The organism is Stappia stellulata (genome assembly GCF_020176715.1).
GTDB lineage: Bacteria > Pseudomonadota > Alphaproteobacteria > Rhizobiales > Stappiaceae > Stappia.
Genome location: NZ_JAIVMF010000005.1, coordinates 197,726 through 210,938 on the forward strand (window position 1 = coordinate 197,726; position 13,213 = coordinate 210,938).

12 protein-coding genes and 1 tRNA gene are annotated in these 13,213 nt (G+C 67.0%); 5 read left to right on the forward strand and 8 right to left on the reverse strand.

Going from position 1 to position 13,213, the window contains the following annotated elements; all coding sequences use genetic code 11:
* Window positions 1-59: 59 nt before the first annotated feature.
* Entirely contained in the window at window positions 60-2,750 is a 2,691-nt protein-coding gene (gene ppdK, locus LC092_RS08940) for a pyruvate, phosphate dikinase (RefSeq protein WP_224806168.1), read from the forward strand.
* Window positions 2,747-3,703 (forward strand): ArgK/MeaB family GTPase, encoded by a 957-nt coding sequence (locus tag LC092_RS08945; RefSeq protein WP_224806169.1) that lies wholly within the window; start codon window positions 2,747-2,749, stop codon window positions 3,701-3,703. The genes ppdK and LC092_RS08945 overlap by 4 nt, the downstream gene beginning before the upstream one ends.
* Here LC092_RS08945 and LC092_RS08950 read toward each other — a convergent pair.
* The 7 genes from LC092_RS08950 to map all read right to left on the reverse strand — a co-directional run bounded on the left by LC092_RS08950 (window position 3,687) and on the right by map (window position 9,795).
* Window positions 3,687-4,469, reverse strand: coding sequence for a glycosyltransferase family 32 protein (locus LC092_RS08950; protein WP_224806170.1), 783 nt, complete (start codon window positions 4,467-4,469; stop codon window positions 3,687-3,689). The genes LC092_RS08945 and LC092_RS08950 overlap by 17 nt on opposite strands.
* Window positions 4,470-4,587: 118 nt before the next feature.
* Entirely contained in the window at window positions 4,588-6,849 is a 2,262-nt protein-coding gene (locus tag LC092_RS08955) for an EAL domain-containing protein (protein WP_224806171.1), read from the reverse strand.
* A gap of 161 nt (window positions 6,850-7,010) precedes the next feature.
* The gene (locus LC092_RS08960) at window positions 7,011-7,169 is read right to left on the reverse strand and encodes a DUF2256 domain-containing protein (RefSeq protein WP_224806228.1); all 159 of its coding nucleotides are present in this window, start codon (window positions 7,167-7,169) and stop codon (window positions 7,011-7,013) included.
* Between the two features lie 2 nt (window positions 7,170-7,171).
* Window positions 7,172-7,576 carry a thiol-disulfide oxidoreductase DCC family protein gene (locus LC092_RS08965; RefSeq protein WP_224806172.1) on the reverse strand — a complete coding sequence of 135 codons (405 nt, stop codon included), beginning with the start codon at window positions 7,574-7,576 and terminating at the stop codon, window positions 7,172-7,174.
* Entirely contained in the window at window positions 7,573-8,136 is a 564-nt protein-coding gene (locus tag LC092_RS08970; protein WP_224806173.1) for a glutathione peroxidase, read from the reverse strand. The genes LC092_RS08965 and LC092_RS08970 overlap by 4 nt, the downstream gene beginning before the upstream one ends.
* A 90-nt stretch (window positions 8,137-8,226) precedes the next feature.
* Complete coding sequence (gene radC / locus LC092_RS08975) at window positions 8,227-8,940, reverse strand: RadC family protein (protein WP_224806174.1); 714 nt, start codon at window positions 8,938-8,940, stop codon at window positions 8,227-8,229.
* A gap of 21 nt (window positions 8,941-8,961) precedes the next feature.
* Entirely contained in the window at window positions 8,962-9,795 is an 834-nt protein-coding gene (map, locus tag LC092_RS08980; RefSeq protein WP_224806175.1) for a type I methionyl aminopeptidase, read from the reverse strand.
* Between the two features lie 263 nt (window positions 9,796-10,058).
* On the opposite strand from map, the gene LC092_RS08985 reads away from it, so the two are divergent.
* The 3 genes from LC092_RS08985 (at window position 10,059) to sfsA (ending at window position 12,428) form a co-directional block, all read left to right on the forward strand.
* Window positions 10,059-10,143, forward strand: a tRNA-Leu gene (locus tag LC092_RS08985).
* A 107-nt stretch (window positions 10,144-10,250) separates the two neighbouring features.
* Window positions 10,251-11,696, forward strand: coding sequence for a TrkH family potassium uptake protein (locus LC092_RS08990; protein ID WP_224806176.1), 1,446 nt, complete (start codon window positions 10,251-10,253; stop codon window positions 11,694-11,696).
* 27 nt (window positions 11,697-11,723) lie between these two features.
* On the forward strand, window positions 11,724-12,428 hold the full coding sequence (gene sfsA, locus LC092_RS08995; RefSeq protein WP_224806177.1) for a DNA/RNA nuclease SfsA: 705 nt from the start codon (window positions 11,724-11,726) through the stop codon (window positions 12,426-12,428).
* Between the two features lie 41 nt (window positions 12,429-12,469).
* Here sfsA and LC092_RS09000 read toward each other — a convergent pair whose 3' ends face one another.
* The gene (locus LC092_RS09000) at window positions 12,470-13,174 is read right to left on the reverse strand and encodes a L,D-transpeptidase (protein ID WP_224806178.1); all 705 of its coding nucleotides are present in this window, start codon (window positions 13,172-13,174) and stop codon (window positions 12,470-12,472) included.
* Window positions 13,175-13,213: the final 39 nt, after the last annotated feature.

Genomic DNA, 13,213 nt, shown 5'->3' on the forward strand with positions numbered 1-13,213 from the left:
GGGCGCCGCGTCCGACTGACGGTTCGCGGGCGTGCCGGCAACAGAGGGAACTGCGCGCGATGACGACCAAATGGGTCTATGGTTTCGGCGACGGCAAGGCCGAAGGGGCCGCCGGAATGAAGAACCTTTTGGGGGGCAAGGGGGCGAATCTCGCGGAGATGAGCAATCTCGGCCTGCCGGTTCCTCCCGGTTTTACGATCACCACCGAGGTCTGTACCCATTTCGAGGCCCATGGCCACAGCTATCCCGACGGCGCGCGCGACCAGGTCGACGCGGCGCTGGGGGAGATCGGGCGGATCACCGGCAAGCGCTTCGGCGACAGCCGCAACCCGCTGCTGGTCTCGGTGCGCTCCGGCGCCAGGGTCTCCATGCCGGGCATGATGGACACGGTGCTCAATCTCGGGCTGAACGATGCGACCGTTCCAGCCCTGGCCGAGGCGTCCGGCGACCCACGGTTCGCCTATGACAGCTACCGCCGCTTCATCCAGATGTATTCCGACGTGGTGATGGGGCTGGACCATCACGCCTTCGAGGAGATCCTCGAGGAGTTCAAGACCGCCAAGGCCTATGATCTCGACACGGACCTGACCGCCGACGACTGGCAGGTCGTCATCGCAAGCTTCAAGAAGCTGGTCGAGGACGAGCTGGAAAAGCCCTTCCCCCAGGATCCGCACGAGCAGCTCTGGGGCGCGATCAGCGCCGTGTTCCGCTCCTGGGAGAGCGCGCGGGCGATCACCTACCGGCGTCTGCACGACATCCCCAACACCTGGGGCACGGCGGTCAACGTCCAGGCGATGGTCTTCGGCAACATGGGCACGACGTCGGCGACGGGCGTGGCCTTTACCCGCAATCCCTCGACCGGCGAGAAGGCGCTTTACGGCGAGTTCCTGATCAACGCCCAAGGCGAGGACGTGGTGGCGGGCATTCGCACGCCGCAGGATCTCACCGAGGCCGCGCGCATCGCAGCGGCGTCCGAATCGATGTCGCTGGAACGCGCCATGCCGGAGGCCTTCGCGCAGTTCACCGAGATCTGCGACCGGCTCGAGGCCCATTATCGCGACATGCAGGACCTGGAGTTCACCATCGAGCGCGGCCGGCTGTGGATGCTGCAGACCCGCTCGGGCAAGCGCACGGCGAAGGCCGCGCTGAAGATCGCCGTCGACATGGCGGATGAGGGCCTGATCACCACGGAAGAGGCGGTGATGCGCGTCGATCCGGCGGCGCTCGACCAGCTTCTGCATCCGATGATCGACCCTTCGGCCGAGCGCGACATCGTCGCGACCGGACTTCCCGCCTCTCCGGGCGCGGCCTCCGGCGACATCGTGTTTTCCTCCGACGAGGCGGAAGAGGCCAAGGGCGCCGGGCGCTCCGTCATCCTGGTGCGGGTGGAAACCAGCCCGGAAGACATCCACGGCATGCATGCGGCCGAAGGCATCCTGACCACGCGCGGTGGCATGACCAGCCACGCGGCGGTGGTTGCGCGCGGCATGGGCAAGCCTTGCGTCTCGGGCGCCGGCTCGCTCAGGATCGACTATCGCTCCGGCACGCTCACCGTTGCCGGCCGCAAGCTCTCCAAGGGCGACCGCATCACCATCGACGGCACCAGCGGCCAGGTTCTGGTGGGCGAGGTCGCGATGCTCCAGCCGGAAATGTCGGGCGAGTTCGCCCGGCTGATGGAATGGGCGGATGCGCACCGGCGCATGGAGGTGCGCACCAACGCGGAGACGCCTGCGGATGCGCGCGCCGCGCGCGGCTTCGGCGCGCAGGGCATCGGCCTGTGCCGCACCGAGCACATGTTCTTTGAAGGAGAGCGCATTCTCGCTGTGCGCGAGATGATCCTGGCGGAGACGGAAGCCGGACGGCGCAAGGCGCTCGACAAGCTGCTGCCGATGCAGCGCGGCGACTTCACTGAGCTGTTCGAGATCATGCAGGGGCTTCCGGTCACCATCCGCCTGCTCGATCCGCCGCTGCACGAGTTCCTGCCCCACAGCGATGAAGAGATCGCCGAAGTGGCCGAGGTGATGGGCGTCTCCGTCGAGCGGCTGCGCGAGCGGGCGCTGGATCTCGACGAGTTCAACCCGATGCTCGGGCATCGCGGCTGCCGGCTGCTGGTGACCTACCCGGAAATCGCCGAAATGCAGGCGCGGGCCATCTTCGAGGGCGCGGTTGCCGCCGGCGGGAAGACCGGATCGCCGGTGACGCCGGAAATCATGGTGCCCCTCGTCGGCATGCGCGCGGAGCTCGATCTGGTGCGGGCGCGCATCGATGCCATGGCCGAGGCGGTCGCGAGCGAAACGGGCGTCAGGATCGAGTATCAGGTCGGCACGATGATCGAACTGCCGCGCGCCGCGCTCCGGGCCGGCGAGATCGCGGAATCGGCGGAGTTCTTCTCCTTCGGCACCAACGATCTGACGCAGACGACCTTCGGCATCTCCCGCGACGACGCGGCCTCCTTCCTCGGCGACTACCAGCGGCTCGGGCTGATCGAACGCGATCCCTTCGTCACGCTCGATCAGGACGGCGTCGGCGAACTGGTCCGCATCGGGGCGGAGCGCGGGCGCGCGGTGCGCCCGGGCCTCAAGCTCGGCATCTGCGGCGAACACGGCGGCGATCCCGCCTCGATCGCCTTTTGCGAGCAACTCGGCCTCGATTACGTCTCCTGTTCGCCGTTCCGTGTGCCCATCGCCCGGCTTGCCGCCGCCCAGGCGGCGCTGAAAGCCTCGCGGAGGGAGGACGGCCCGGCCGAATGACCCGTGTGCCGGCAAGCCTGTCGCAGTTGCGCGGGGGCGGCAAGGCCGCCCTCGCGCGGGCGATCTCGGCGGTCGAGACGCAGGCCGACAGCGCCGAACTGACCCGCTTCCTCGACGAAGCCACCCGCAACGGGCGGGCGCAGGTGCTTGGCCTGACCGGTCCGCCCGGCGTCGGCAAGTCGACGCTGACCAACGCGCTGATCCGCGCCTATCGGGGGCGGGGCGAGAGCGTCGGCGTCATCGCGGTCGATCCGTCCTCCCAGGTGACCGGCGGCGCGCTTCTGGGCGACCGCACGCGGCTCAGCACCGATCCCGCGGATGCCGGCATTTTCGTGCGCTCCATGGCCGCGCGGGACCGGCTCGGCGGCTTGTCCGATCACGCGATTGCCGCCGTCGTGCTGATGCGCGCGGTGATGGACCGTGTGATCGTGGAATCGGTCGGCATCGGCCAGTCGGAATCCGACGTCGCCCATGCGGTCGACACGCTGGTGCTGTGCATCCAGCCCGGCTCCGGCGACAGCCTGCAGTTCATGAAGGCGGGGGTGATGGAACTGCCCGACCTCGTCGCCGTGACCAAGGCCGACATGGGCGCGCTGGCGCGGCGTGCGCAGGCCGATGTCGCCGGTGCGCTGTCCCTGGCGCGTCCGGTCGACAGCGACCGGCTTCCCGACGTCCTGACGGTGTCTGCGACCAGGGGCGAGGGGCTCGACGGCCTGGTCGCCGCCTGCGATGCCTTCGGCTTGCAGGCGGAGCGCAGCGGTCGGATGGCTGCCCGCCGGGCGGTGCAGGAGCGCCATTGGGTCGACGATGCCGTCCGCCGCCGGTTCGGGTCCGTCGGCCATGGCGCCTGCGATGTCGGGGCCGCGCTGGCTGAGGCCGGCGGCCCGTTTTCCGCGATTGCTTCGCTCGACCGGTCGATGCGCCAAAGGCTCGGACTTACCGAAACCCGCTGAACGTTTGCGAAAGCGCCGTGCGCAGCCATATGCCCGCCGGCGAACCCAGTCCGCGCAGCAGGGACTGCCGGCTGTCCCTGTAGCCGCTGCTGCCGGGAACGTCACGTCCGGGCTCGTCTTCCTCGAAGATCGAATAGACCAGCCCGAGTGCTGCGGCATTGACCACCCGGTGCGGATGACGGCTCCGGATTTCCTCGATGGCGCGCGTATAGGCGACCGGGCCGGTGGCGACGATGGTGGGGGTGAAGCCGACCCCGCAGCGCACCGGGTGATAGGTCTCCAGATTGTGCCAGACGCGCTCGATCACGGCCTTGAGAAAGGGGTGACGCGGCGCGCAGACGATATGCCACTGCTGGAATTCCCGCTCAATGCCGTGGTCGGGCCAGTGTCCCCAGCCGCGATAGCGCGAGCCGGGCGCATCATCCCATGTCGACAGCAGGAAGGCGTCGTCGTCCCTGATGATCTCCCGCAAGGGACGGCGGACGGTCGACTTGATATCGAGATAGACGCCGCCGGATTCGTAAAGCCGCACATAGCGAAAGATGTCCGCCCTCGCCGCGCCGTAGTCGTCGTGGATGCGGTCGAACAGCGCGAGGCGCTCCCGGCCGCAGGCTCTCAGGATGCAGTCCCGCACGTCGCCGTCGTCGTAGAGACGGTGCTCCCAGTCGGGATTGAGCGCCTTCAGCGTCGCGATGTTGCGGTGAAGGGCCGGGGTGAGGGCGGAGCGGCAACGGATCGTCTGGTGAAGGACGTTTGGAACGAGCACTGAGCGTAATCCGAGAATGGAAATCCTGCGCTGGACGATAGGGAATGCCCGGATCGGTCGCAACCGCCTTGCCCGGCTCCGGCCGGCGAACGGTGCACCGCGACAAGCGACCCGTGATCTAGGCGGACAGGGAGATCGCGTTGGCCGGTTCCCGGTCGGCGGCCAGGCGCGCTTCGGTCGCGGGAACAGTGTCCGGCGGGACCGGACGGGACAGGTAGAAGCCCTGCAGACGGTCGCAATTGGTCCGCTGCAGGATCGCGGCCTGCTGACGTGTCTCGATGCCTTCCGCGACCACCTTCATGCCGAGCGCCTCTCCCAGATCGATGATCGTCGACAGGATCGCATGCGCATGCGGCGCGATCTCGAGATCGGCGATGAAGCTGCGGTCGATCTTCAGCGTGTCGAAGGGGAAGCGGCGCAGATAACTCAGGCTCGAATAGCCGACGCCGAAATCGTCCAGGGCAACGCGGATGCCCATCTCCTGCACCTGCTTGAGGGTGGACAGGATGTTGCTGTCGTTGTCGGCAAAGACCGTTTCGGTGACCTCAATTTCCAGTCGCGTCGGCTCGAACTCGCAGGCCTTTAGCGTCTCGCGCAGGTCGTCGATGAACCGCGGGTGGCGAAACTGGCTCGGGGAGACGTTGACGGCGAGCCCCAGATGCGGCCAGGCGGCGGCATCCTGGCAGGCCTTGCGCAGGACATAGAGGCCGAGCTCGTTGATCAGCCCGATCTCCTCTGCGATCGGCACGAAGACGCTGGGGCTGACCGGTCCCATCTTCGGATCGGTCCAGCGCAAAAGCGCCTCGACCGACAGCACGGTCGCGCCGTCGATGGTGGTCTGCGGCTGATAGACGACCGTCAGCCGGTCCTGTCCGATCGCCTCGCGCAGCGCATGGGCGAGATTTTCGCGCGTGCGGACATGTTCTTCCATGCTGATGTCGAAGAAGGCCCAGCGGCCGCGGCCCGCGCCCTTGGCCGAATAGAGCGCGATGTCCGCCTTTCGCAGCAACTCGCCCATCGACAGGCTGTCTTCCGGGGCGATCGCCGCGCCGACGCTGAGGCTGACGTGCAGGTGGGTCCCGCTGATGTACATGGGGATCGCGAAACGGTCCTGGATGCGGCGCAGCACATGCTCGATCGCGGTGCGCGACGCATAGCCTGGCAGAAGGAGCGCGAATTCATCGCCGCTGATGCGGGCAAGGGTCGCCTCGTCGGGCACCAGCACGCGCAGGCGGCGGGCGGCCTCGCGGATGACTTCGTCGCCGGCCGCATGGCCAAGCGTGTCGTTGATGTCCTTGAAGTGGTCGAGGTCGATGTAGATGACCCCGATGAGGCCCTTGTCGGCATCCCAACGGGTGAGCTCGTCGTGGAACCGGTCGGCGAAGAAGTCCCTGTTCGCGAGCCCGGTCAGGCTGTCGTGCAGGGCGGCGTGCTGGGCGCGGGCCTCGCTCTCGGCGAGGCGACGGGTGTTCTGGCGGGTGTAGAACAGAACGACGCTGGTCAGGCCCGCGATCGTTGCGGCAAGAAAGAACAGCATCGGGCCAACGCCCGACAGGATTTTGGTCCCCGGCTTGTTCGCCGTCCAGGTCAGATAGCCGATTGGCATTCCGAGCGGCGAGCGCAGATCGAAGGTCGCCGTCGCCCCGGGCCGGTCGGCGCCCGGGCTCGCACTCAGGCCATCGACACCGGACCGGGTCTCCAGGGCCGAGAGCCGGGAGCCTTCAAGCTTCTTGACGCTGACCAGAACCGCCGGCGGACGCCGGTTTGCGACGAACTGCTTGAGCTCGGGGGAAATGGCGGTGACGGACACAAAGGCGAGTTCGCCCTCGTGGAGGGCGAAACCGGTTTCGTGGATGGAGCGGGTGAAGCCGTTGAGCGGGCGCTCGATCACGAAGAGGCCGGAGGGCAGGGGCCTGAAGCGGGTGATGAACTTCGCCCGGGTGCGGGCGATCAGCGGCCAGATGCTCGAGATCAGCTCGCGGCTGGCATCGGGAGAAAGCTGCTGGCCGCGCAGCGCATTGTAGATCGGCTCACCGGTCTCGCCGACGACAACGGTCTGGTCATGGCCGTGGTTGGTGTAGAGCCACCGCCCGAGATTGGCGTCGAGCCACTGGGTGCTGGCACTCAGCGGGCGCGTGTAGTAGTCGGCGAGATCCCAGACCGCCGCCCCCTCCTGTTCCTTTGCCAGGATTTCAAGCTGGAGTTGCGTGCTGCCGCGCAGGAGCTGGCGCTCGCTTTCCATCGCGGCGTGATCGGCGGAGCGGGAGGTATAAGCAATCAGCGCAACGGAAAAGGCGATCGCAAGCAGCACCAGTCCCACAACCGGGAACAGGATCGTGTTTGCAAGTCTCGCGCCGTTGTCTGTCTTGTTGATCGTCATCCACGCCTCTTTGAGCACGGACAATGGTTGCATGGTCCGTTTAATAAATAGCATCGAAGCGTGGTTAACGCGGCTTAATCATTGTGTCGCTTGCCGCGTGATTCGCAAGCGATTGTGAGCTCGGCGGTCCCTCGGAGCCAATGCGCCAGCGTGTCCGGTGATCAGCCCGCCTTGCAACCGACGGGCGGTGTTCGCGCGGCGCGGCACCGGCGGGAGCAGAATTTCACCTCGTCCCAGACTGCTTCCCATTTGCGCCGCCAGGTGAAGGGTCGGCCGCAGGCCGCGCAGGCCTTTTGGGGAAGGCCGCGTTTCTTGCGCATTTTCATGTGGGTGCGGATCGGTTTTCCGTTTTCGACTGTGCGGCCGCGCGGAGCCGACGGTTGCGCTGCTGCCAGGCGAGGAAGCCGCGATAGCCGAGCTCGGCGAGCTGCCGGATGCCGGGAACCGAAAACACCCAGGCCACATGCCGGAAGCCGGGCAGGGCGCGCCAGATCCGGGCGAAGGCGCCGACGCCGATGTGCCAGGTCCCGTCCCGGTCCCGGACGTGGAAGCGTCCGAGCAACTCCCCCCGGCTCTTGCCGTCGGGAAGGGCGTCATCGCTCAGGCGGGTGATGTCGCGCCAGTCGATGGCCTGTGCCGTGTCGATGCGGGAATAGAAGCGGATCTCGGCACGACAGACCGGACAGTCGCCATCGTGAAAGACGGTGATCGCAGGGGCGTTGGTCACGACGCCCCGCTTCCAGCCAGGCTGCGCAGGATGGCGTCGCGCAGCTTCGGCGAATCGGGCGCGGTCATCGGCGTGTACCAGTCGATCAGACGGCCGTCGGGGCCGATCAGGTACTTGTGGAAGTTCCAGCGCGGCTTGCCGAGCGGGCCGGCCTGCGCGCTCGCCCATTTGTAGAAGGGCGTCGCATTGTCGCCAACGACGGTGGTCTTGTTGGTCAGGGGAAAATCGACCCGGTAGGCCGATTGGGTGAAGTCCTCGATGTCGGCTTCCGTTCCCGGTTCCTGGCCGCCGAAGTCGTTGGACGGCACGCCGATCACCACGAGACCCTTGTCGCGGTGCTCCGCGTAAAGCGCCTGAAGCGGGGCATATTGCTGGGTGAAGCTGCAGCGCGAGGCCGTGTTGACCACCAGCACCGTCTTGCCCTTGTAGGCCGACAGCGGCAGGGGCGTGCCGTCGATTGCGGTGAGGGAAAACTCGTGGGCGGTGCGCGCGTCCTGCGCGGCCGCGGCCGGTGCGAGTGCTGCGGTCAGCACCATCGCCAGTCCAATGCGTGACAGCATGACGGTCTCCTTGATCGGTTCAGAGAGATTACGCAGCACGGTCACCGGCGGATCGACCGCCGTCCCGGACGAAATGCCGCAGCCGGTCCGTCAGGTGATCAGTTGCAGGCCGCGGAAGCTGACGTGGCCGTCGCGCCCGACGATGATGTGATCGTGCAGCGCGATGCCGAGCGGCTTGGCGATCTCGGCGATCTGGTTGGTCATCTGGATGTCCGCGCGCGAGGGCGTCGGATCGCCGGAGGGGTGGTTGTGCACCAGAACGATGGCGCTGGCGGAGAGTTCCAGCGCCCGTTTCATCACCTCGCGGGGATAGACCGGCGTGTGGTCGATGGTGCCGCGCTGCTGCACCTCGTCGGCGATCAGCGCGTTCTTCTTGTCCAGGAAGAGGATGCGGAACTCTTCCCGGTCCGAATAGGCCATGGCGGTGCGCACATAGTCGAGCACCGCCGACCAGGAGGACAGGATCTGCTTGCCCTGCACCTGGCCGCGCAGGAAGCGTTGCGCAACCGCATGGGCAAGCTTCAGCTCCACCACCACCCGGTCGCCGACGCCGCGCACCTCCTTGAGCCGGGCGGGCGGGGCGGCGAGCACCTCCGCGAAGGACCCGAAGCGCGCGATCAGCGCCTTGGCGATGGGCTTGGTGTCGGCCCGCTTGATCGGCGAAAACAGCAGGAGCTCCAGAAGCTCGTAGTCCTGGAGCGCCTCGTGTCCGCCGTCGCGGAAGCGCTGGCGCAGCCGGTCGCGATGCCCGTGGAAATGCGGTGTGGAGCCGGCGTCGGAAAATCCGTTGCTGTCCTGGCTCATCTACACGGGGCCTCCGCGCTGTCAGGAGGGGGTGTGCGCGGCGGGATTGTCGAGCCCGGCTGGCGACAGCGTGAAGATCTCGCAGCCGTCCTCGGTGATGCCGACCGAATGTTCGAACTGCGCCGACAGCGAGCGGTCGCGGGTCACGGCCGTCCAGCCGTCCGACAGCACCTTCACATGCGGGCGGCCCAGATTGACCATCGGCTCGATGGTGAAGATCATTCCCGGCTTCAGCTCGATGCCTTCGCCCGGACGGCCGTAATGCAGGATGTTGGGCATGTCGTGAAACAGGCGCCCGACGCCATGGCCGCAGAAGTCGCGCACGACCGAACAGCGCTCGGCCTCGACATAGGACTGGATCGCCGCGCCGATGTCGCCGGTGGTGTTGCCGGGGCGGGCGGCCTCGATGCCGCGCAAAAGCGACTGGTAGGTCACCTCGATCAGCCGTTCGGCGGCGCGCTTGGGACGGCCGACCGTGTACATGCGGCTGGAATCGCCGTGCCAGCCGTCGAGAATGAAGGTGACGTCGATGTTGACGATGTCGCCGTCCTTCAGCGGCTTTTCGTTGGGAATGCCGTGGCACACCACGTGATTGATCGAGGTGCAGCTCGATTTCGTGTAGCCGCGATAGTTCAGCGTTGCCGGGACCGCATTGTGCTCCTCGCCGAAGGCGAAGACGAAATCGTCGATTTCCTGCGTCGTCGTGCCCGGCCTGACCCGCTCGACCAGCGCGTCGAGACAGCGGGCCGTCAGTTGCCCGGCGCGATGCATCGCCTCGAAGTCCTTCGGACCGTAGAGACGGATCTGGCCGGTGTTCTTGAGTGGAGCCGTGTCGGCGTCGATGTATGTGACCATCGGATTTCCGTATGCATGAGGCAACGCCCGGCGCGCCATGGATCGGGACCGACGCGACGATGGCGGCAGTCCGGCGGGCCGCACAGGCATTCGCGCGTGTCCTTGACCTGACCTATAGCCATAAAACGCAGAGACCACCGGTGCAATGCGCTTTCCGCGGCGCTTGGGGGATTCTCGCACCCGCGCGGGGCGCCTGCGGGCAACTCCGAACCCCGGTTGTTGCCTCTTGCGCGCCCGCGCGCGGACGGGTACCCAGAACGTGCGCGGACGTGGTGGAACTGGTAGACACAAGGGACTTAAAATCCCTCGGCCCCGGCCATGCGGGTTCGAGTCCCGCCGTCCGCACCAGTTGCAAGGTCCGTCAAAGCCGGCCAAGAGGGTGCATGGCAATGGCGGCGCGACAGTTTCGGCGAGACGCGCCAGATGGATCGTAGACGACGAAAGACGCCCGACACGTGATCTCGCTTCGCCCCGTTCTCAATGTTCTCGGCTTCCTCTATGTGGGCCTTGCCACCGCCATGCTGATCCCGGCCATGGTGGATGTGGCCGCGCGCAATGCCGACTGGCAGGCCTTCGTCATGTCGGCGCTGGTCACCGGGCTGATCGGGCTGTTGCTCTCCGTCGCCGTCGGCGGGTCGCTGAGCGAGGGGCTGAACATGCGCCAGACCTTCGTGCTCACCACGCTTTCCTGGATGACGCTGCCGGCCTTCGGGGCGCTTCCGTTCCTGTGGCTCGGCATCGGCTATGCCGACGCGGTGTTCGAGGCCGTCTCCGGCTTCACCACCACCGGCTCGACCGTGCTGTCGGGTCTCGATGGCCTGCCGCCGGGACTGCTTGTCTGGCGCTCGCTGATGCAGTGGATGGGCGGTGTCGGCATCATCGTCATGGCCATCGTGCTTTTGCCGTTCCTCAAGATCGGCGGCATGCAGCTTTTTCAGACGGAAAGCTCCGACCGCAGCGAGAAGATCGTGGCGCGCTCGATCGAGCTGGTGCGGCTGATCGGCGTCTCCTACCTGTTCCTGACGCTTCTGTGCGCGCTGGCCTATTGGGTCACCGGCATGAGCGTGTTCGATGCGGTCAACCACGCCTTCACCACCATCGCCACCGGCGGCTATTCCACCCACGACGTGTCCTTCAGCTATTTCACCAATCCGGCGACCGCCTGGGTCGCCATCGTGTTCATGCTGATCGGATCGCTGCCCTTCGTGCTGTTGATCCAGGCGCTGCGCGGCGAGCCGCTCGCCCTTTGGCGCGACCCGCAGGTGCGCGCCTTCTTCGGCTTCGTGGTGCTGGTGTCGCTGGCGGTCACGGTCTATCTCGGCCTGCAGCACCGGGTGCCCTTTGACGATGCGCTGCGCATGTCGGCCTTCAACATGATCTCCGTGGTGACCGGAACCGGCTATGCCTTCGGCGATTACACCACCTGGGGCGCGCCGGTCATCGTGCTGGTGCTTCTGCTGAAATTCGTCGGCGGCTGCACGGGATCGACCACCGGCGGCATCAAGATCTTCCGTTTTCTGGTGTTCTTCGGCACCGTGCGCGCGCATCTGCGCCGGATGGTCAGGCCCAACCGGGTGCTGCCGGAATCCTACGGCAAGGCGCGGCTGACCAACGAGCTCTCCTTCTCGGTCCTGGCGTTCCTGGTGGTCTATATGGGCACGGTCGGCGTGCTGACGCTGGTGCTCGCCGGTTTCGATCTCGATCTCGTCACGGCGCTCTCGGCGGCGGCGACCGCGGTCGGCAACGTCGGGCCGGGGCTTGGCCCGATCATCGGGCCGAGCGGCAACTTCGCGCCGCTACCGGATGGCGCCAAGTGGATCCTGTCCTTCGCCATGCTGATGGGGCGCCTCGAACTCTTCACCGTTCTCGTGCTGCTCGACCCGGATTTCTGGTCGCGCTGAGCCCCTCTTCCGTCAGGAGGCCCTGCCTTGCAGTTTCCCGAAGCACTGGTGAGCGGGCGGCTCACGCGTCGCTACAAGCGGTTTCTTGCCGATGTCGTGCTCGACGACACGGGCGAGGAGATCACCGCCCATTGCGCCAATCCGGGCGCGATGCTGGGGCTGACGGCACCGGGATCGCGCGTCTATCTCTCGCGCTCCGACAATCCGAAACGCAAGCTGAAGTACTCCTGGGAGCTGATCGAGGCCGACGGGGCGCTGGTGGGGATCAACACCGCCCATCCCAATGCGCTGGTCGAGGAAGCGCTGCAGGCCGGGCTGGTCCCGGAGCTTTCAGGCTTCGCCAGTCTGCGCCGCGAGGTCAAATACGGCCGCAACTCGCGCATCGACATCCTGCTGGAGGCGGAGAGCGCGCCGCCGGTCTATGTCGAGGTGAAGAACGTGCATCTGATGCGCGCCGCCGGGCTTGCGGAATTTCCCGATTCGGTGACCGCGCGGGGGGCGAAACATCTCGTCGAGATGTCGGACATGGTGGCCGCCGGCGCGCGCGCCGCGATGGTCTATCTGGTGCAGCGGGGCGATTGCGAAACGTTGTCGCTCGCCCGCGACATCGACCCGGCCTATGCGGCGGCCTTCGACGCGGCGCGGGCGGCCGGCGTCGAGGCCTATGCGCTCGGCTGCAGCGTCAGCCCGAGCGAGATCGTCGCCGACCGGACTGTCGCGCTCAACCCGTGACGGGCGCGCGTGCACGCGCCACGGGTCAGTGCCGTGACGACTTAAGCGACGCCGCCGGGACCCTGCTTCACAACGATGGGGGCGTTGTTCGGCACCCGGGCCGCCAGGTCGATGATGTCCTGGTTGAGCAGGCGCACGCAGCCCGACGAGACCGCCTTGCCGATGGACCAGACCTCCATCGTGCCGTGCACCCGGTAGATCGTGTCGCGTCCACCCTCGAAGATGTAGAGCGCCCGGGCGCCGAGCGGATTCTGCAGGCCCGGCTCCATGCCGTTGCGGTATTTCTCCAGCTCCGGCTCGCGCTCGATCATCTCCGCCGGCGGCGTCCAGCGCGGCCACGCCCGCTTGTAGGCAATCCGCGCGCGTCCGCTCCAGGAGAAGCCGGCCCGGCCGATGCCGACGCCGTAGCGCAGCGCCTGGCCGTTCTCCATCACCAGGTAGAGAAAGCGGTTCGGGGTGTCGACGACCAGCGTCCCGGCGCGCTCCTGCGTCGGGTAATCCACCACCTGGCGGAAGTAGACCGGATCGAGCTTGCGCAGGTCGACGGCGGGGATCGGGAATTTCTCCTGCGGCATCGCCGCATACATCGCCAGGTAATAGGGATCGATCGCGGAGGGGCCGGCGACAACGGGGCCCGGACGCCGTGCCGTTCCGGTGGTGCAGCCGGCAAGAGCGAGCCCGGCCGCCCCGGTGATCAGGGCGCGGCGTGTCAGGAGGCTTGAAGAAGGAGCAGCGGTATGTGTCATCGTGTGTCGCATGTCATGAGAAAAGCAAGGCAGCCGGCG

Bases quoted from the DNA above. Each gene is read 5' to 3' on its own strand.
- ppdK (WP_224806168.1), top strand. From the start codon at position 60: ATGACGACCAAATGGGTCTATGGTTTCGGCGACGGCAAGGCCGAAGGG.
- LC092_RS08945 (WP_224806169.1), top strand. From the start codon at position 2,747: ATGACCCGTGTGCCGGCAAGCCTGTCGCAGTTGCGCGGGGGCGGCAAG.
- LC092_RS08955 (WP_224806171.1), bottom strand. From the start codon at position 6,849: ATGACGATCAACAAGACAGACAACGGCGCGAGACTTGCAAACACGATC.
- LC092_RS08960 (WP_224806228.1), bottom strand. From the start codon at position 7,169: ATGCGCAAGAAACGCGGCCTTCCCCAAAAGGCCTGCGCGGCCTGCGGC.
- LC092_RS08970 (WP_224806173.1), bottom strand. From the start codon at position 8,136: ATGCTGTCACGCATTGGACTGGCGATGGTGCTGACCGCAGCACTCGCA.
- radC (WP_224806174.1), bottom strand. From the start codon at position 8,940: ATGAGCCAGGACAGCAACGGATTTTCCGACGCCGGCTCCACACCGCAT.
- map (WP_224806175.1), bottom strand. From the start codon at position 9,795: ATGGTCACATACATCGACGCCGACACGGCTCCACTCAAGAACACCGGC.
- LC092_RS09000 (WP_224806178.1), bottom strand. From the start codon at position 13,174: ATGACACATACCGCTGCTCCTTCTTCAAGCCTCCTGACACGCCGCGCC.